Origin of the sequence: Pseudomonas sp. GM33, assembly GCF_000282295.1 — a bacterium.
Classification (GTDB): domain Bacteria; phylum Pseudomonadota; class Gammaproteobacteria; order Pseudomonadales; family Pseudomonadaceae; genus Aquipseudomonas; species Aquipseudomonas laurylsulfatiphila.
In genome coordinates this window covers 13,774-32,569 of the sequence record NZ_AKJO01000099.1, presented here as the reverse complement: position 1 = coordinate 32,569, position 18,796 = coordinate 13,774, and the positions used below count along the sequence as shown (strand labels likewise).

Genomic DNA, 18,796 nt, shown 5'->3' with positions numbered 1-18,796 from the left:
GTGAGCTGGATAAACGCGGCGCACTTGAGTCCATCGCCAGCAGGCTGGCTCCTACAGGTTCCCGGGACTAGGTGAAGGCCCCGGTTTGTCTTCAGGGATTGGCTACCTGCGCCGGCACCACTGCCATGTGCGGGTCGTTCCAGCTGAACCGATAGGCTTTGCCGGCCTCTGGCAGCTGGCATTTGCCGTTGTCGGCATCCACCCCCACGATCGACCAGTTCGCCCGTGAGTTTTCGCCCAGTTCACGGGCCGCTTCGGCTTTGAAACACTGGTTCAAAACATCATCCGGCACCAAGGCGTAGGCCTTGGGGTGTTCGCGCAGATACAGCGCGGCCTTCTCGATGGACGAGTTATCCATGCCGAAATGCACGATCGGCTGGCGGGCGAACAACCAGTGCCCCTCCTCCCAGTTGACCAGCACCAGATCGGCGCCCTGGGTCATGCTCGCCGCCTGCGCCATCAGCACCTGATCGATGTTGGTGCCGTCCTTGAGCGGTTCGATGAAACCCCGGGCGAACCACAGCGCGAACCAGGTCGCCACCAGTGCCGGGAACACCCGACGCAAACGCGGGTGCTTTTTGAACCAGCGCTTGAGCAGCCATGGAATCAGCGGCGCGGCGACCAGCACCAGCCCCGGCAGCGCCGGATAGATGTACAGCTTGCGCTTGCCCGTGCTGATGCAGAAAAACAGCACCACCAACACCACCCAACCGAGCAACACCAGGACCCGGCCGTCACGCTTTTGCAACTGACGGCGCCAGGCAGGCACCAACCAAGGCAGCACCAGCACCAACGGTAGCCAGTACTGCGGAATAACGTTGGTGAAGAAGTACCAGAACGGTTCGCGGTGATGCCACGCGGCGGCATAGCGGCCCGCGGTCTGGTGCAGGAGGATCTCCCGCGCATAGGCAATTTCGTCGGCGCTGCCATTGAAGGCGATGGACAAGGCCAGGGGCAACAGCCAGATCGCGATGGCGCCAAGCATCAGCGCAACCCCCAGCAACCACTTGCGCGCCTCGCCGGGCATGGCCACCACACCGGGCCAGCCTTTGCGCACCGCATAGGCGTACGGGATCAGCAACAGCGCCGGCAGGAAACCCACGCCCTTGGTGATCACGCCGATGCCCATGGCCGCGCAACCGGCGTAAAACCAGCGCCACGCCGGGCCGAGCAGCAGGTGCCGCGCCAGGCCGTAGAGGCCAAGCGAAGTGAACAGAATCAAAAAACTGTCGATCTGACCGGTGCGCAGGATGCTGTAGGTCTGATAGGTCGCCAGGTACAGCAGTGCGGCGTTGCGCCCGATACGCTGGGTCCACAGGCGACGGCCCAGGTCATAGACCATCGCCGTGACCGTCACGGCCGAAAACAGTCCCGGCAGGTAGAGCGCGATGTTGGGCTTGCCGGTCAGCCAGGAGAAGAACGCCACCGTCCACATGAAAATCGGCGGTTTGTCGCCGTAGATCTCGGCGGCACGGTGCGGGATCAGCCACGAGCCGTTTTGCAGCATCTCCAGGGCGACGCCGAGGAAGCGCTCCTCATCCACGTTCTGTGCCTGGCGTAGCCCCAGCCCCGCGCCGATCAACAACAGGGCAAGCAGCATCAGCCCCAGGCACTCGACCCGGGGCGACAACGATCTACGCATGGTTTATTCCTTCACGCTGCGGCTTTTGGCAATCAATTGCAGGTTGCGAAAATAGACGATGGAGCCAAAGGCCTGCCCGGCAATGAACACCGGATCCTGACGGTAGATGGCGTAGGCCAGCAGCAAGGAGCTGCCAACGATGCTCAGGTACCAGAAGCTGGTCGGGATCACGCTGCGCTTTTTGTACTCGCTGTACAGCCACTGCAGGACAAACCGCCCGGTAAAGGCAATCTGCCCTGCAAAGCCGACCACCAGCCACAGGGTTTCACGGGTCAGCATCATCCCTGGAGCTCCTGGGCAATGGTGTTCAGCCGCGTTCGCTTGATCAGCCACCAGACACCGAACAAATCGAGAATGCCCACCAGCGCGCGGTCGAGGTTGCCGTATTTCGACACCCCGGCCGTGCGCGGCCGGTGGTTGACCGGGTGCACGATCATGCGCCCGTTGTGACGCTGGATCAGCGCCGGAATGAAGCGGTGCATGTGGTCGAAGTACGGCAGGCGCAGGAACGCCGTGCGCTCGATCAGCTTCAGGCCGCAACCGGTGTCCGGGGTGGCGTCCTTGAGCAGGCGCCGGCGCAGGTTGTTGGCGAACCGCGAGGCGTAGCGTTTGCTCGCGGTATCGCGGCGATTGACCCGGTGCCCGGCGACCAGTTGCACATCGACCTTGCCCGGTTCGCCGCGCACCAGCGCCAGCATGCCGGGAATGTCCGCCGGGTCGTTCTGGCCGTCGCCATCGAGGGTCGCCAGCCATTGCCCGCGCGCCTCGCGGGCGGCGTGGTACAGCGAGGTGCTCTGCCCCAGCGACCGCTCGTGATGGAGGATGCGCAAGGTGTTCAAGCCATCGTGGCGGATCTGCCGCAGTTCCTGCAGGGTCGCATCGGTGCTGCCATCGTCGACCACGATGATTTCGTACGACTCATGGGCCAACGCCACGCGGATTTCCTCTAGCAGCGGTTTGAGGTTGTTCGCTTCGTTCTTGGCGGGAATCAGTACGGATACAAAAATGTCTTGGCTCATGGGGTCCCTCTCGCCTTTTATGATTTTTTCGAGATCAGAGGCGAACGCTTCAAATCCGGTAGAACTGCCGATACCACTGCACAAATTCTGCGACGCCGGTTTCCAGCGTCACCTGCGGGCTGAAGCCCACCCATTCGGCCAGTGCCGAGACATCGGCCCAGGTCTTGACCACATCACCGGCCTGCATCGGCAGGTAGTTGCGTCGGGCCTGCAGATGCAGGGCCGACTCCAGGCACTCGACGAAATCCAGCAACGCCACCGGTTTTCCACGCCCGATGTTGAAGAGCCGGTTGACGCCAGCGGCGCCGCCTCGCGGCACCGGAGGCTTTGGACGCAGTCGGGCGATGCCTTCAACAATGTCGTCGACGTAGGTAAAGTCGCGTGACATCTGGCCCTGGTTGTAAATGTCGATGGGCAGGCCTTTGAGGATGGCGTCGGTAAACTTGAACAGCGCCATGTCCGGGCGGCCCCACGGGCCGTAGACGGTAAAAAAGCGCAGGCCACTGGCTTTCAAGCCATACAAATGGCAGTAACTTTCGGCCAACAGTTCATTGGCACGCTTACTGGCGGCGTACAGCGATACGGGATGTTCGACAGGGTCATCGACACTGAACGGCATCTTGCTGTTGGTGCCGTACACCGAACTGCTCGAGGCGTAGATCAGGTGCTCGGGGCGATGGTGCCGACAGGCTTCCAGCACATTGAGAAAACCCACCAGGTTCGACTGGGCATAGACATCCGGGTTGTCCAGCGAATAACGCACCCCGGCTTGCGCCGCCAGGTGCACCACCTCGGTAAAACCGTGGTCGCGGAACAGGTCCATCAGGGCCGGTTTGTCGACGATGTCCATTTTCCGGAAGCGAAAACCCGGCAAAGTCTCAAGCACCTTGAGGCGTGCGTGCTTGAGTTCCACGTCGTAGTAGTCGTTGAGGTTGTCGATACCGACGACCTCCTGCCCCTCGCGGCACAAGCGCTGGACCGTATGAAAACCGATGAAACCGGCGGCACCGGTGACCAGGACGGTCATGGGAGGCACGCCATCGACAGCGCCGTGATCGGCGCGAGATTACTGATCCAGACCCTCATCAGCTTCATGTGTGGTTCCTGCTTATCGCGTCATTTGCGCACGGTTACGTTATGAAGCTTATAAAACAGAAACATTTCAGTTTCGATAGCACCTCGCACGGTCTCAAAAAAATAAAATATTTGGCCGAAATCACCGCTGCTATCTGGCCGATCCGTCATGGGGTTTGTAAAAGCGGAACAAGCCGATATCCACGGTCTTGATGTATTTCCTGGCCCAATCCGGCTTGGCCGTACGGTCATGGAAATACAAGGCACCCTGGGTGCGATCCGGCAGCTCTTTGTTCAGGGCCTTGCGCGCGATTTCCTTGGCCATCGCATATGGCACCTCTTCCTGGACCGAATCGGATTTGCCGTCACACCACCAGGAGAACTGACAACTCTTGGTCTCCGAACCCTGCTTGACCACCTTGCACACCGTGTCCGGAAAGCCCTCGTGGCCCAGGCGATTCATGACCACGTTGGCCACCGCCTCCATGTCGGCAGCGTCCTTGCCCTTGGCTTCCCAGTAAATGGAACGGGCCAGGCACGTGATCGCATCGTCCAGCGGTGCGGCACCCGCCGGGTCAACGGCCTGGACCTCGGACGGGGTAATGGCTTCGACCTTGGGTTCCGTTGCGGGCTTTTTGTTTTCGGCGGCCTTCTGTTCCAGCACCTCGGCCTTGTTCTCGGCCGACTCCTTTTTTTGTTCCTGATCCGTAGCCGATACCGGGCCGGTGAACAGCGTGAGGGCAAGGCAGGTGGCGATCCAGTCGAGGCGCATGGTTGGTGTTACTCGGTGAGTGGTTCGATTCAGTCTAGTAGTGAAATGATTTCGCCCACCCCACTACACTCTGGATAAATCCGTTGTCTTAAATGGGCCAACTTCGCGCATCATGAGCGCCATCTGCTCAAGGGGGATTTTCATGGGATTCATCTCATCCGCAATGCGCCTGGCCGGTTTGTCACTGGGACTGGTATGTGCCGCCAACGCCATGGCGGCGGACGAAGCGCAATTGATCGAATCGATCAACCTCTACCGCAGCCAACTGCAGCGCTGTGCCGGCCAGGTGTCATCGGAGCTGCCGCCGCTGTCGGCCGACCCGCGCCTGGTGCTGAGCGCCCCGAGCATCGGTGATCTGCAGCAAGCCATGGCCGCTGCCGGTTATCCGATGAAAAACGTGCAGGCCATCAGCCTGTCCGGACCTCGCGATGCAGCCGCGGCGATGAAGGCGATCCAGGAGAGTTTTTGCCAGATCGTCCTCGACCCGCAATTCGTCGATGTTGGCGTCTTCCGCCAGGACCGGCAATGGCGCATCGTGGTCGCTCGGCCATTGTTGAGCGCAAGCCTGGGCGACGCGCAGGCCGAAGGCCAGAAGCTGCTCACCGAACTCAACGCCGCACGCACCCGCCCACGCCAGTGCGGCGCGCAATCCTTCGCCGCCGCACCACCGCTGGCCTGGAACGCCACACTGGCCAGCGCCGCCGAAGGCAACTCGCGCTCCATGGCCAACAACAACTATTTCGACCACAAGGACCGCGACGGCCGCACCCCGGGCGACCGCGCAGAACTGGCCGGCTACGACTTCCAGCAGATCGGCGAAAACATCGCCGCCGGGCAAGACACTGCACACAAGGTAGTCGAAGGCTGGCTGACCAGCCCCGGCCACTGCGCCAACCTGATGAACCCGCAGTTCCGCGAACTGGGCGCGGCGTATGCGACCGATCCGAAGAGCGATGCGGGGATTTACTGGACGGCGATGTTTGGGGCGCAGTAAGAACTGAACCTGGCACGAACAATGTGGCGAGGGAGCTTGCTCCCGCTGGGCTGCGAAGCGGCCCCAAAAAAGGGCCTGCTGCGCAGTCCAGCGGGAGCAAGCTCCCTCGCCACAGGTGATTCATCACTCCTGTTATTTCCGTGTTTTTGCAACGTGCGTCAGTGACTACTCATCCCCGCCGCCTGCATCAACACCCGCAACGCCCCCGCCACCACCCCCAACGCAACCACACTGCCCAGCCAGATCAACACCAGCCACCCAAGGCGCTTATACCAAGGCGCCGATGCCGGTTCACGGGAATCAATGGTAGCCATCGCCAATCCTCACTTTGCCGCGGAACACGTAGTAGCTCCAGACCGTGTACATCAGGATGATCGGCAGGATGAACAGCGCCCCGATCAGGATGAACAACTGGCTGGTCGGTGGTGACGCCGCGGCCCACAGGCTGATCGACGGCGGCACGATGTTCGGCCAGATACTGAACGCCAGACCTATGTACCCCAGGAACACCAGCATCAGGGTAAAGGCGAACGGCCAATGGGTGTGGCGTTGGCGCAGGGTCTTGAGCAAGCCGAACATCGCCAGCAAGGCCAGCACCGCCAGGCCTGCGAACATTGCCAGGTGCGCATGGGCAAACCAGCGGGTGGCGATGTCCGGATGCAGGATCGGCGTCCACACACAGATCACACCGATCACCGCCAACAGCAACCAGGCCAGGGGCCGGGTGAACAGGCGCATCCGCGATTCGAGCATGCCTTCGGTCTTGACCAGCAACCAGGTGCTGCCGAGCAGGGCATAGGCGACGATCAGGCCGACTCCGCAGAACAATGGAAACGGCGCCAGCCAGTCCAGCGAACCACCAGCGAACTGGCGGTCGACCACCGGGATACCGGCAATGTAAGTGCCAATCACCACACCCTGGGAGAAGGTCGCCAGCAGCGAACCGCCGATGAACGCCATGTCCCAGACATGACGCTTTTCAGGGCTGGCCTTGAAGCGGAACTCGAACGCCACGCCACGGAAGATCAAGCCGCACAACATCAGGATCAACGGCAGGTACAGCGCCTCCAGAATCACCGAATAGGCCAGCGGGAACGCGCCGTACAGCGCCGCGCCGCCCAGCACCAGCCAGGTTTCGTTGCCGTCCCAGACCGGTGCCACGGTGTTCATCATCACATCGCGCTCCTGCGCATCCGGGATCAGCGGAAACAGAATGCCCAACCCCAGGTCGAAGCCGTCCATGATCACGTACATCATCACGCCGAAGGCGATGATCACGCCCCAGATCAGCGATAAATCAATACCTTGAATACCCATGACTCAACTCCCTTCCTTCAATTGACGCGGGCGTCGGTTTCGAGGATTTCAGCGTCGGCGGACAGCGGCCGGCGCGGTGTGATCACCTGATCGGAATGCCCCGCAGGCGCATGCTCGTGATGGGGTTTTGGCCCCTTGGCCACCAGCTTCATCATGTAGCCGATACCCACCGTGAAGACCGAGAAGTAGATCACCACGAACAGCGCCAACGAGAGGCTCAACTGCGTGACGCTGTGATTGGACGCGGCATTCACGGTACGTTGCAGGCCGTACACCACCCACGGCTGGCGCCCCACTTCCGTGGTGATCCAGCCGGCGAGCATGGCGATCAGGCCGCTCGGGCCCATCCACAGCATCAGGCGCAGGAACCAGCGGTTGCGGTAGATGGCACCGCTGCGACGCAGGACCAGGCCAAGCACGCCCGCCAGCACCATCAACATGCCCAGCCCGGCCATGACGCGGAAGCTCCAGAAAATGATCGTCGCGTTGGGGCGATCCTCTTTCGGGAAGCTCTTGAGCGCCGGGATCTGCTTGTCGAGGCTGTGGGTCAGGATCAGGCTGCCCAGGTACGGAATCTCGATGGCGTACTTGGTTTTCTCGGCCTGCATGTCCGGGATGCCGAACAGCACCAGCGGCGTCGCTTCGCTACCGTTGTTTTCCCAGTGCCCTTCGATGGCGGCGATCTTCGCCGGTTGATGCTCCAGGGTGTTCAAGCCGTGGGCGTCACCGACCACGGCCTGGATCGGCGCGACGATCAAGGCCATCCACAACGCCATCGACAGCATCTTGCGCACTTGTTTGGTGTCGTTGCCGCGCAGCAGGTGCCACGCCGCCGATGAGCCGACAAAGAACGCCGTGGCCACGAAGGCGGCAATCGCCATGTGCGCCAGGCGGTACGGGAACGACGGGTTGAACACGATGGCCAGCCAGTCCAGCGGCATCACGCGACCGTCGACGATCTCGAAACCCTGGGGCGTCTGCATCCAGCTGTTGGAGGCGAGAATCCAGAAGGTCGAAATCAGCGTGCCGATGGCCACCATCACCGTCGAGAAGAAGTGCAAGCCACGCCCTACCCGGTTCCAGCCGAACAGCATGACCCCGAGGAAACCGGCCTCAAGGAAGAACGCCGTGAGCACTTCATAGGTCAGCAACGGCCCGGTGATGCTGCCGGCGAAGTCGGAGAAGCGGCTCCAGTTGGTGCCGAACTCGTAGGCCATGACCAGCCCCGAGACCACGCCCATGCCGAAGTTGACGGCGAAGATCTTCGACCAGAAATGGTAGAGATCGCGGTAGGTGTCGTTGTGGGTCTTCAGCCATAAGCCTTCAAGTACCGCCAGGAAACTGGCCAGCCCGATGGTGATGGCGGGAAAGATGATGTGGAACGAAACCGTGAACGCGAATTGCATCCGCGCCAGGTCCAGTGCCTCCAGGTTAAACATGTCGAAATCCTCATTGCGGATTTAAAACTGTGGGAGCGAGCTTGCTCGCGATGAGGCCGGCACCTTCAACATCAATGGCGTCTGGCACCCTGCAATCGCGAGCAAGCTCGCTCCCACAAAGTCTTGAGTGATCGGCACTACGCAGCGGACGTCGAGATCAGGTTGCTGGCCCTGGCCTGCTCCAGCCGGATGGCGACGAACTTGGAAGTCGGCGTGAAGGTGCGGTCACCGTAACTTTCCAGCGGCACCAGCGGATTGGTCTCCGGGTAGTACGCCGCCGCCTGACCGGCCGGAATGTCGTAGGCGATCAGGGTGAAACCGCTGACCCGACGCTCGCGCTCGTCATCCCACAGCGCGACCAGGTCGACCTTCTGCCCCGGTTCGAAACCCAACCGGCGAATGTCCTGCTCGTTGGCGAACACCACGTCGCGCATGCCGTAAACCCCGCGATAGCGGTCATCCAGGCCGTACAGCGTGGTGTTGTACTGATCGTGGGAGCGCATGGTCTGCAGAATCAGGTGCGGCTTGACCGCCAGGTTGCGCACGCCCTCGCTGATCAGGTGCTCCGGCAACACGCTCGGAGTGAACTGGGCCTTGCCGCTGGCGGTTTTCCAGATGCGTTTGGCTGCGTCGTTGGGCATGTGGAAACCGCCCGGGTGCAGCAGGCGCCGGTTGAAATCTTCAAAGCCGGGAATGGTGTCGGCAATCATGTTGCGGATGCGGCCGTAGTCGCCGATGGCCCAGTTCCAGTCGATCGGATGTTTGCCCAGTGTCGCGGCGGCGATGCCGGCGATGATCGCCGGTTCCGACAGCAGGTGTTTCGACTTGGGTTTCAGTTGGCCGTGGGAGATGTGGATCATGCTGAAGGTGTCTTCCACGGTGACGCCCTGCGGCCCTTCGGCCTGGATGTCGATGTCGGTGCGGCCCAGGCACGGCAGGATCAGCGCTTCACGACCGGTGACCAGATGGCTGCGGTTGAGCTTGGTGGCGATGTGCACGGTGAGGTCGCACTTGCGCAACGCAGCGTGGGTCCGCGGCGTGTCGGGGGTGGCCTGGGCGAAGTTGCCACCCAGGGCGATAAACACTTTCGAGCGCCCCTGCTCCATCGCGCCGATCGCCATCACGGTGTTGTGGCCATGCTCACGCGGCGGCTTGAAGGAGAAGCGTTTTTCCAGGGCATCGAGCAACTCGGTGGGCGCCAGTTCGTTGATGCCCATGGTGCGGTCGCCCTGCACGTTACTGTGGCCGCGAACCGGCGACAGGCCCGCACCAGGACGGCCGACGTTGCCGCGCAGCAGCATCAGGTTGATGACTTCCTGCAGGGTCGGCACCGAGTGCGTGTGCTGGGTCAGGCCCATCGCCCAGCACATGATCACCCGTTTGGCCCGGGCGTACATGCGGGCGGCGAGCTCGATGTCGGCCAAAGGCATGCCCGACTGCTGCTCGATGTGCTCCCAGCTGGTGGCGTCGACTTCGCCCAGGTAGGCACCCATTCCCGAGGTGTGTTCGGCGATGAACGCATGGTCGAACACCGGCTCGCCACCGCTCACCTGTGCTTCGCGCTCCCACTGCAGCAGGAACTTGACCATGCCGCGCATCACCGCCATGTCGCCACCCAGGGCCGGGCGGAAGTACGCGGTGTTGGTCGGCTCGGAGCCGTTCATGAGCATTTCGATCGGGTGCTGTGGATGCTGGAAGCGCTCCAGTCCGCGCTCCTTGAGCGGGTTGATGCAGATCACCTGGGCTCCGCGCTTGACCGCTTCGCGCAAGGGTTCGAGCATCCGCGGGTGGTTGGTGCCGGGGTTCTGGCCGATGACGAAGATCGCGTCGGCATGTTCCAGGTCGTCGAACACCACAGTGCCTTTGCCCACGCCGAGGCTTTCGATCATGCTCACCGCGCTGGCTTCGTGGCACATGTTGGAGCAGTCCGGAAAGTTGTTGGTGCCGTAGGCCCGCACGAACAGCTGGTACAAATAAGCCGCCTCGTTACTGGCCCGGCCCGAGGTGTAGAACTCGGCCTGGTCCGGCGACTCAAGCGCGTTGAGGTGCCGGGCGATCAGCGCGAAGGCCTCGTCCCAGGTGGTTTCCACGTAACGGTCGGTGGCTGCGTCATAGCGCATCGGGTGGGTCAGGCGACCCTGATACTCCAGCCAGTAATCGCTCTGTTCGGCCAGCGCCGATACGCTGTATTTGTTGAAGAACGCCGGATCGACCAGACGGCCCGTGGCTTCCCAGTTGACCGCCTTGGCGCCGTTTTCGCAGAACTTGACCATGCCGTTTTCCGGCGACTCGCCCCAGGCGCAACCGGGGCAGTCGAAGCCGCCGTTCTGGTTGGTCTTGAGCATGGCGCGAATGTTCTTCAGCGCGTTTTCACTGCCCAGCCAGTTCCTGGTAACAGCGATCAGTGCACCCCAACCGGCGGCGGCACCTTTGTAGGGTTTGTAGCGGTCGACTTGAGACATGGTACTTCTCCGTGACCTGATTCAGGCCATTGATCGTTTGACGGAGAAAAGCATATGAACAGGGATTAATTATTGTCTAATCGCTATTTACGACCACATTATCGAAACGCTCTATCATGTATTTTTATCATTATTTTTCAATAGCTTGAAATCACTTAAAGCCCTTAAAATCACAAAATAAAGTTCATCATCGATCCGCTCGATCACCCGGTTGTTAATAGTGATTGGACGCCCGTTAAAGTTGCTCTTAGCCTGCGTTCAACAGATCCATTAACAGCGCAATACCTGTAGGAGCGAGCCTGCTCGCGATGGACTCAAGAGCACCGCGTTCAGTCAGCCAGCACGCGTAATCGTTAACGACCATCGCGAGCAGGCTCGCTCCTACACCTGTTCTCAACAGATCCGTTATCTGCGCAATACCTGTAGGAGCGAGCTTGCTCGCGATGGACTCAAGAGCACCGCGTTCAGCCAGTAAGCACGCGTCATCGTTAACGACCATCGCGAGCAGGCTCGCTCCTACAAAGACAAAATCCGATTAACGGAATGTCCATTCAACGCATGCAGTACCAAGCGAGGGTGTCATGTCAGAACGAGTCTTGATCGATGGCTTCTCCCGGCGCGTGGACTATCTGCGCATGTCGGTCACCGACCGCTGCGATTTCCGTTGCGTGTATTGCATGGCCGAGGACATGCAGTTTCTACCGCGCCAACGGGTGCTGACCCTGGAGGAGATCTATCAAACCGCACAAAGCTTCGTCGCGCTGGGCACCCGCAAGATCCGCCTGACCGGAGGCGAGCCGCTGATTCGTCCGGGTGTGGTGCAGTTGTGCGAAAAGATCGCCGCCCTGCCCGGCCTGCGTGAACTGTGCATGACCACCAACGGTTCGCAACTGGCCAGACTGGCCGGGCCGTTGTTCGAGGCCGGGGTCAAGCGCCTCAACATCAGCCTCGACTGCCTGGACCCGCAACGCTTTCGCGAACTGACCCGCACCGGTGACCTGGCGCAGGTCATCAAGGGCATCGACGCGGCCAACCAGGCGGGCTTTCGCAACACCAAGCTCAACTGCGTGGTGATGAAGGGCCGCAACGACCATGAGATCAATGATCTGGTGAGCTTCGCCATTGACCGCAACCTCGACATCTCCTTCATCGAGGAAATGCCGTTGGGCACCATCGACGAGCACAGCCGCGCCGAATCGTTTTTCGCCAGCGCGCGGGTCCGCGAACGCATCGCCGAACGCTACACTTTGATTGATTGCGCCGAGTCGACCCAGGGTCCGTCGCGCTACTGGCGCCTGGCCGAAGCGCCGCAGATTCGCCTGGGGTTCATCTCCCCCCACAGCCACAACTTCTGCGGCACCTGCAATCGGGTGCGGCTGACCGTGGAAGGACGCCTGCTGCTGTGCCTGGGCAATGAGCACTCGGTGGATCTCAAGGCTGTCTTGCGCAGCCACCCCGGACAGCCCGAGCGCCTGGAAAAAGCCATTATCGAGGCGATGAAACTCAAGCCTTATCGGCACAACTTCGAAGTGAACGACGATGTCCAGGTCATTCGCTTCATGAACATGACGGGCGGCTGAACCCCATGATCGTGAGACCCAAACCCAACCTGATCGGCGTGCTGACGTCCCTCAAGGGTTCGATTGCCAAGCGCATTGCCTGGCGCAGCCTGATGGTGACGTTGCTCGCCTCCGCCATCGTGCTCATCGAAACCTTGCATCCCAGCTACTTTTCCAAGGTCAGCGCAACGCCCTTCACGCTGCTGGGTTTGTCGTTGTCGATCTTCATGAGCTTTCGCAACAACGCCTGCTACGACCGCTGGTATGAAGCGCGCAAGGCGTGGGGCGATGTGATAGTCGAAGTCCGCTCGATGATTCGTGAAACCCTGGCGATCAAGGACACGGATGAGCGCCATATGATCCTCAGCAACCTGTGCGGCTTCGCCCATGCCCTCAACGCGCGGCTGCGCCAGGAAAACGAACTGGCCGCCAGTGGCGACTGGCTGCACCCGATGCCCAAGGGCAACACCACGGACATCAGCGGGCAGATCCTGATGCAGGTCGGTCAGCAGTGCTCGACACTCAACGAGTCCGGGGCGATCAACGACTGGCGCTACACGCTCATGGCCAACCACCTGGCCGGCCTGACCCACGCCCAGGCGGTGTGTGAGCGGATCAAGCACACCCCGCTGCCGTTTCCCTACACCCTGTTGCTGCACCGCACCATCTACCTGTTCTGCATCCTCCTGCCGTTTGCCATGGCCGAACCCCTGGGCTGGCTGACACCGATCTTCACCGCGATTGTCAGCTACACCTTTTTTGGCCTGGATGCGATTGCCGACGAACTGGAAGACCCCTTCGGCCGCGACGAAAACGACCTGCCCACCGACGCCATCGTGCGCAACATCGAGCGCGATGTGCTGGCGGCACTGGGTGTGACGGAGTTGCCGCCGCAGCTGGAGCCGGTGGATTTTGTGTTGAACTGACACTCACTACACACACAAAACCTGCAGATAGCGGTCTGTCTGCCGACATCTCTGTCGAATGTGCCGACCTCTTCGCGGGCAAGCCCGCTCCCACAGGTATTGTGGGTAGCCGTGGGATTGGCGTTCACTGAAGATCAAAACTGTGGGAGCGAGCCTGCTCGCGAAGGCGGTGGGTCAGTCAACCTCTCTATTGAATGTGCCGGCCTCTTCGCGAGCAAGCTCGCTCCCACAAGGGATTGTGGTCGGCCGTGGGATTGGCGTTCACTGAAGATCAAAACTGTGGGAGCGAGCCTGCTCGCGAAGGCGGTCTGTCTGCCAATAGCTGTTTTGAATGTTCCGGCGTCTTCGCGAGCAGGCTCGCTCCCACAAGGGGGCAGTGTCAGAACAGTTCGCTGAAGGGTATGAACCGCGCTGTATCACCCTCGCCCAGCGTGCATCCTTCCGGCACTTCCACCAATCCGTCCGCCCAGGATGCACCCAACAATACGCCTGAGCTTTGATTCGGATAAAGCACAGCCCGACCGCCCTCCAGCCTGGCCCGCAGGTACTCGCGGCGACTCCCGGGTTTGGGCCAGGCAAAGCCGACACTGACCGGGAAGCTCAACGGCTCGACCTGTTCCACGCCCTGAATCCGCAACAGATAAGCCCGGGCCAACAGTCCGAAAGTGACCAATGCCGATGTCGGATTACCCGGCAGGCCAATCACCGGCACGCGGCCGAAGTGGCCCACGGTCAATGGCTTGCCGGGTTTGATCGAGAGTTTCCACAGCAACGGCTTGCCGCACTCGCGGAGCACCTGGCCGAGGCAGTCGGCGTCACCGGCAGAAACGCCGCCCGTGCTGAGCATCAGGTCTGCCGTGTGTTGCAGTTGTTCGAGCTTGAGCCGAGTCTGGCGTCGCTCGTCGGGAAGAATGCCGGCATCGATGACCTCGCAACCCAACGCATTCAACCAATGGCTCAACAATGTCCGGTTGCTGTTATAGATACTGCCGGGCTTGAGGGGATTGCCCGGCTCGACCAGCTCTTCGCCGGTGGACAACAGCGCCACCCGAGGTCGGCGCACCACCTGCACATGGGTGCAGCCCTGCGCCGCCGCGACCGCCAATTCGAACGGGCCGAGGCGCTTGCCGGCACGCAGCAGCACATCCCCGACGCGGTTCTCCTGGCCTTGCGGACGGATGTTGCTGCCGGCGCTCAGGGGTTGCGTGAAGCGGATACGTCCGTCATCCAGTACCTGCGTGTTCTCCTGCATCTCCACGCAGTCGGCACCCGGTGGAACCGGTGCGCCGGTGAAGATGCGCGCACAGGTTCCCGGCGCCAGGGCTTCGGGAGCCTGGCCGGCAAACACCTGCTGCGACACGGCCAGCGGTGCCCCGTCCCAACCCTCGACATTCAGGGCATAGCCGTCCATGGCGCTGTTGGGCCACGGCGGCAGATCGAGGGTCGCCAGCAGGTCATTGGCCAGTACCCGTTGCCGCGCGGCACTGAGCGGCACGGCTTCGCTGTCTTCAATCCACTGCGCCTCGGCCATTGTCAGTAAACGGTCGATGGCCTCCTCAACCGGCATCAAGGGTGAAGCGCTCATCCGCGCGTCCCGCAGGCTTGCACAGGCTTGAGGTGCGGCACGAAATTGCACGGCCGGTGACGCGCGTCGAGTTGCTCGGCAAGGATGCCTTCCCAGGCGGTGCGGCAGGCGCCCGTGGAACCCGGCAGGCAGCAGACCAGCGTGCCATTGGCCAACCCGGCCAGCGCCCGGCTCTGCACCGTGGAGGTGCCAATGTCGAGGATCGAAATCGCCCGGAACAGCTCACCGAAACCATCGATCTGTTTATCCAGCAAGCAGGCGACTGCTTCGGGGGTGCTGTCGCGGCCGGTGAACCCGGTGCCGCCCGTGATCAGCACCACCTGGATGCCGTCGTCGGCGATCCAGTTCGCCACCTGTGCGCGGATCTTGTACAGGTCATCCTTGAGCAGGTTGCGCTCGCTCAGGGTGTGGCCGGCTTCCAGCAAACGGCTGACGAGTAATTGGCCGGAAGTGTCATTGGCATATTCACGGGTATCGCTGACCGTCAGCACGGCAATATTCAAGGGTATAAACAAGGCATCCGGTTTGACGCTCATGGAGTTCTCCGGCAGGCATGAATTAGATAGCTAAGTTAAATGACTTCCGGAGACTAATTCGATAAATAAATCCGTGTCTAATCACTCTAATCAACCAGACTATCGAGCCAATCTATCAATATAAAAACAGCAGAAACCACAGCAATGATAGAGCCCGTCGATAACCCCTTAGATAGCAGTGATTGGACGCATACCAAAGACAATGCGATCGTCCGCACCTCACGTTTTCCGCCTCGCCTTGTGTCTTGCACACCCGGGTCAATACTTAACCCCTCACTCCCCCGCCAGCAGGTGCCGTCATGGACATCAAACAACTCAAGTTCCTGATCGCCCTGGAGCAGACCCGCCACTTCGGCCAGGCGGCCGCGCGCTGCCACATCACCCAGCCCACGCTGTCGATGCGCTTGCGCAACCTGGAGGATGAACTGGACCTGGTGCTGGTCACCCGGGGCCAGCGCTTCGAAGGTTTTACCGAGGCCGGCGAGCGGGTACTGGCCTGGGCCAGGACCCTGCTGGCCGCCCACGACGGGCTGTTCGCCGAGGCCGCCGCGTGCCGGGGCCAGCTCGTGGGTAACCTGCGCCTGGGGCTGGTGCCGCTCAGCAGCTTCAACCCGGTCACCTACATCCAGGGCCTGTCCCGCAGCTTTCCCGAGCTCAAGTACAGCCTGTCGTCCCTGAGTTCCGACCAGATCATCGAGGGCCTGGGCAACAATCAGCTGGACCTGGGCGTGTGCTACCTCGACCACGTCAACCCGAGCTATTTCGAGTTTTTCGAGATCGGCGAGACCCGCGTCGGCCTGTTGTACGACACCCGCCACTTCCATTTCGACGGCACGCAAATGAGCTGGGAGGACGCCGCCGAACTGCCGCTGGGGATGCTCAGCAACGGCATGCACTACCGCAAATCCATCGACCTGAGCTTTCGCAGCCGTGGACTGGACCCGCAGCCGATCCTTGAAAGCGATTCGACCTACCAGTTGCTGCAGGCGATCCACGAAGGTTTCTGCTGCGCGATCATGCCGCTGGACAGTGGCCTGGAGGAGCCCATCGAACACCTGTCGTTCATCGAATTGCCCGATGCCAGCGTGCTCGCGCCCCTGGGCCTGGTGATGCGCAAGACCGAGCCACGTTCGGCGATTGCCGAGAAGTGTTTCGCCGAAGCACGAACCCTGTTCAGCCGGACCGACTGATCAAGTTTCGGTTTTATATAAAACCGCACCGGGTATGTTAGCCCGGCGTGATAGACATCACCAATCGGCGCATCGGAACAAGCGATTGGACGCTTTGAAAAGTTACCCGTAGCCTGAACTTAATTCAGCGCTTCGAGGTTCTTTTCATGTTGTGCAAAGTTGAACAAGCCGAATATCGAAGCGACACTAACGCCCCCGCCCCCAAACCCTTGAGTGTGAACTTTCGCGAATACGACAACGGCGCATCAGTCTGCCAGGCGGCGCTGGCCGCAGAGATCGCATTAGCAATCACCTACAACGGTTTGAGCCAGGCCGTGATGATGGTGTCGCCGGGCAACCTCGAAGATTTCATCCGCGGTTTCAGTGTCAGCAACGACATCGTTGCGCACCAGAGTGAAATCTACGACCTGCACCTAACCCACTTCGACCAAGCCGTTCAAGCCGATGTGCAGATCTCCAGCCGCGCGTTCTGGGCGCTGAAGAACCATCGTCGGCAGATGGCGGGTACCAGTGGCTGCGGACTGTGCGGCGTGGAAGCGCTGGAGCAGGCCTTGCCGAAACTGGAGATTCTCGAACCGGTCGCCCTGCCGCCCGCCGAGCATTTCATCGACATCCGCCACCGCATCGAACAGGCCCAGCAAATGGCCCGCAGCAGCGGCGCGCTGCACGCAGCGTTGTACTTCGACAGCGCAGGCAACGCGCTGATCTGCCGCGAAGACATTGGCCGCCACAACGCGCTGGACAAGTTGATCGGCGCCCTGCAACACGCCGGCATCGACAGCCGCAGCGGCTTCACCGTGGTCACCAGCCGTTGCAGCCTCGAGCTGATCCACAAGGCCGTCAGGGCCCGGCTCGGCACGCTGGTCAGCCTGTCGGCGCCCACCGCCCTGACCGTGCAATGGGCGATCAGGCATCGCCTCAACCTGATTCACGTCCCCCACCGCAACGCGCCACGCATTTACAGCCCGGCATGACGCCTTCACCTGATCACCGCGCCGGCCAGCGCAGGAACCTCCCATGACAGACATTTCAAATGCATCGCCCAACGGCCTGACCCACCTCGACAACCAGGGTCGCGCCAACATGGTCGATGTCAGCGAAAAACCCCCGACGCAACGTGAAGCACAGGCCCAGGCCTGGGTGCGGATGCGCCCGGAAACCCTGAAGCTGATTCAAAGCGACGGCCACCCCAAGGGCGACGTCTTTGCCGTGGCGCGGATCGCCGGAATCATGGCGGCGAAAAAGACCCATGAGCTGATCCCGCTGTGCCACCCCCTGCTGCTCAGCTCGATCCATGTCGAACTCAAGGCCTGCACACCGGACAGCGTGAAAATCCTCGGCACCTGCCGCGTCGAGGGCCAGACCGGGGTCGAGCTCGAAGCCCTGACCGCCGTCAGTGTGGCGGCCCTGACCCTCTACGACATGTGCAAGGCCGTGGACCGGGGCATGGTCATCGACGACATCCGCCTGCTCAGTAAACAGGGTGGCCGCTCCGGTCATTTCAAGTTCGAGGACGCACAATGATCCTGATCAATTACTTCGCCCGTTACCGCGAGCAGCTCAACCTGGGCGGTGAAAAACTGCCCCTGACCGACAGCCTCAGGACCATCGAAGACGTGCGCCGCTTGCTGATGGCTCGCGGCGAGCTGTGGCGCCAGGTACTCGGTGAACACAACCTGATGTGCGCACTGAACCAGGAGCTGTGCCATCCGGACCGGGTGATCGAGGACTTTGACGAGATCGCCTTTTTTCCACCGGTCACCGGGGGCTGAGACATGACGGTTCGGGTCCAGCGTGAAGTGTTCGACGTCACTCAGCTGATCGCCAGCCTGCAGGCCAACGACCCGGGCGTGGGGGCCGTGGTCAACTTCGTCGGCTACGTGCGCGACATCAATCAGGGCGAGGCGGTCGCCGGGTTGTTTCTGGAGCACTACCCGGGCATGACCGAACGCTCGCTGCAGAAAATCATCGACAACGCCCGGGCCCGATGGCCACTGCGGGCCGTGGAGATCGTGCATCGGATCGGCCCGTTGTCGATCAGCGAGCCGATCGTGTTTGTCGGCGTCAGCAGCCCGCATCGCCAGGCCGCTTTTGAGGCTTGTGCGTTCATCATGGACTACCTGAAAACCGACGCGCCGTTCTGGAAGCGCGAAGACGTGGCGGGCGGCGCACGCTGGGTCGATGCCCGGGACAGCGACCGATCCGCTGTCGAGCGCTGGGCAGATACGCCACAAGTGGCGGCTATGCAACGCGTTCCGGCATAGCTACAGTCACGGGCTCA

General features: G+C 61.4%; 19 protein-coding genes. 8 read left to right on the top strand and 11 right to left on the bottom strand.

Annotation, left to right across the window (positions count from 1 at the left end; translation table 11 throughout):
- Positions 1–91 precede the first annotated feature (91 nt).
- The 5 genes from PMI26_RS10730 to PMI26_RS10750 form a co-directional block, all read right to left on the bottom strand.
- On the bottom strand, positions 92–1,642 hold the full coding sequence (locus PMI26_RS10730) for an ArnT family glycosyltransferase (RefSeq protein WP_007976064.1): 1,551 nt from the start codon (positions 1,640–1,642) through the stop codon (positions 92–94).
- A gap of 3 nt (positions 1,643–1,645) precedes the next feature.
- Positions 1,646–1,924: a lipid-A-disaccharide synthase N-terminal domain-containing protein gene (locus tag PMI26_RS10735; RefSeq protein ID WP_007976061.1), complete on the bottom strand. Its 279-nt coding sequence runs from the start codon at positions 1,922–1,924 to the stop codon at positions 1,646–1,648.
- A complete protein-coding gene (locus PMI26_RS10740; RefSeq protein WP_007976060.1) occupies positions 1,921–2,661 on the bottom strand; it encodes a glycosyltransferase family 2 protein in 741 nt (246 codons plus the stop codon). Before PMI26_RS10740 ends, PMI26_RS10735 begins: the two co-directional genes overlap by 4 nt.
- 49 nt (positions 2,662–2,710) lie before the next feature.
- A complete protein-coding gene (locus tag PMI26_RS10745) occupies positions 2,711–3,688 on the bottom strand; it encodes an NAD-dependent epimerase (protein ID WP_007976058.1) in 978 nt (325 codons plus the stop codon).
- Positions 3,689–3,886: 198 nt separating this feature from the next.
- Complete coding sequence (locus PMI26_RS10750) at positions 3,887–4,507, bottom strand: cell wall hydrolase (RefSeq protein ID WP_007976056.1); 621 nt, start codon at positions 4,505–4,507, stop codon at positions 3,887–3,889.
- A 142-nt stretch (positions 4,508–4,649) separates the two neighbouring features.
- Between PMI26_RS10750 and PMI26_RS10755 the strand changes: the two genes are divergently transcribed.
- A complete protein-coding gene (locus PMI26_RS10755) occupies positions 4,650–5,501 on the top strand; it encodes a CAP domain-containing protein (RefSeq protein ID WP_007976054.1) in 852 nt (283 codons plus the stop codon).
- A gap of 158 nt (positions 5,502–5,659) precedes the next feature.
- Here PMI26_RS10755 and PMI26_RS30765 read toward each other — a convergent pair whose 3' ends face one another.
- The 4 genes from PMI26_RS30765 to PMI26_RS10770 all read right to left on the bottom strand — a co-directional run bounded on the left by PMI26_RS30765 (position 5,660) and on the right by PMI26_RS10770 (position 10,719).
- Positions 5,660–5,815, bottom strand: a complete 156-nt coding sequence (locus PMI26_RS30765; RefSeq protein ID WP_007976052.1) for a DUF2474 domain-containing protein — start codon at positions 5,813–5,815, stop codon at positions 5,660–5,662.
- On the bottom strand, positions 5,802–6,818 hold the full coding sequence (cydB, locus tag PMI26_RS10760) for a cytochrome d ubiquinol oxidase subunit II (RefSeq protein ID WP_007976050.1): 1,017 nt from the start codon (positions 6,816–6,818) through the stop codon (positions 5,802–5,804). The genes PMI26_RS30765 and cydB overlap by 14 nt, the downstream gene beginning before the upstream one ends.
- Before the next feature lie 17 nt (positions 6,819–6,835).
- On the bottom strand, positions 6,836–8,257 hold the full coding sequence (locus tag PMI26_RS10765; RefSeq protein ID WP_007976048.1) for a cytochrome ubiquinol oxidase subunit I: 1,422 nt from the start codon (positions 8,255–8,257) through the stop codon (positions 6,836–6,838).
- A gap of 137 nt (positions 8,258–8,394) precedes the next feature.
- Positions 8,395–10,719: an FdhF/YdeP family oxidoreductase gene (locus PMI26_RS10770; RefSeq protein ID WP_007976046.1), complete on the bottom strand. Its 2,325-nt coding sequence runs from the start codon at positions 10,717–10,719 to the stop codon at positions 8,395–8,397.
- A gap of 581 nt (positions 10,720–11,300) precedes the next feature.
- On the opposite strand from PMI26_RS10770, the gene moaA reads away from it, so the two are divergent.
- Positions 11,301–12,299, top strand: a complete 999-nt coding sequence (gene moaA / locus PMI26_RS10780) for a GTP 3',8-cyclase MoaA (protein WP_007976042.1) — start codon at positions 11,301–11,303, stop codon at positions 12,297–12,299.
- 5 nt (positions 12,300–12,304) lie between these two features.
- Complete coding sequence (locus PMI26_RS10785; protein ID WP_007976040.1) at positions 12,305–13,204, top strand: bestrophin family protein; 900 nt, start codon at positions 12,305–12,307, stop codon at positions 13,202–13,204.
- 379 nt (positions 13,205–13,583) lie between these two features.
- Here the strand turns inward: PMI26_RS10785 and PMI26_RS10790 are convergent, their stop codons facing one another.
- Entirely contained in the window at positions 13,584–14,789 is a 1,206-nt protein-coding gene (locus tag PMI26_RS10790) for a molybdopterin molybdotransferase MoeA (protein WP_007976038.1), read from the bottom strand.
- The gene (gene moaB, locus PMI26_RS10795; protein ID WP_007976036.1) at positions 14,786–15,325 is read right to left on the bottom strand and encodes a molybdenum cofactor biosynthesis protein B; all 540 of its coding nucleotides are present in this window, start codon (positions 15,323–15,325) and stop codon (positions 14,786–14,788) included. The genes PMI26_RS10790 and moaB overlap by 4 nt, the downstream gene beginning before the upstream one ends.
- A 299-nt stretch (positions 15,326–15,624) precedes the next feature.
- Between moaB and PMI26_RS10800 the strand changes: the two genes are divergently transcribed.
- From PMI26_RS10800 to moaE, 5 genes are all read left to right on the top strand, one after another.
- The gene (locus PMI26_RS10800; RefSeq protein ID WP_007976034.1) at positions 15,625–16,515 is read left to right on the top strand and encodes a LysR family transcriptional regulator; all 891 of its coding nucleotides are present in this window, start codon (positions 15,625–15,627) and stop codon (positions 16,513–16,515) included.
- 146 nt (positions 16,516–16,661) lie between these two features.
- On the top strand, positions 16,662–17,489 hold the full coding sequence (gene fdhD / locus PMI26_RS10805; protein ID WP_007976032.1) for a formate dehydrogenase accessory sulfurtransferase FdhD: 828 nt from the start codon (positions 16,662–16,664) through the stop codon (positions 17,487–17,489).
- A gap of 43 nt (positions 17,490–17,532) precedes the next feature.
- A complete protein-coding gene (gene moaC / locus PMI26_RS10810) occupies positions 17,533–18,039 on the top strand; it encodes a cyclic pyranopterin monophosphate synthase MoaC (protein ID WP_007976030.1) in 507 nt (168 codons plus the stop codon).
- Positions 18,036–18,287, top strand: coding sequence for a molybdopterin converting factor subunit 1 (gene moaD / locus PMI26_RS10815; protein ID WP_007976028.1), 252 nt, complete (start codon positions 18,036–18,038; stop codon positions 18,285–18,287). Before moaC ends, moaD begins: the two co-directional genes overlap by 4 nt.
- Positions 18,288–18,290: 3 nt before the next feature.
- On the top strand, positions 18,291–18,779 hold the full coding sequence (gene moaE / locus PMI26_RS10820) for a molybdopterin synthase catalytic subunit MoaE (RefSeq protein ID WP_007976026.1): 489 nt from the start codon (positions 18,291–18,293) through the stop codon (positions 18,777–18,779).
- Positions 18,780–18,796 lie beyond the last annotated feature (17 nt).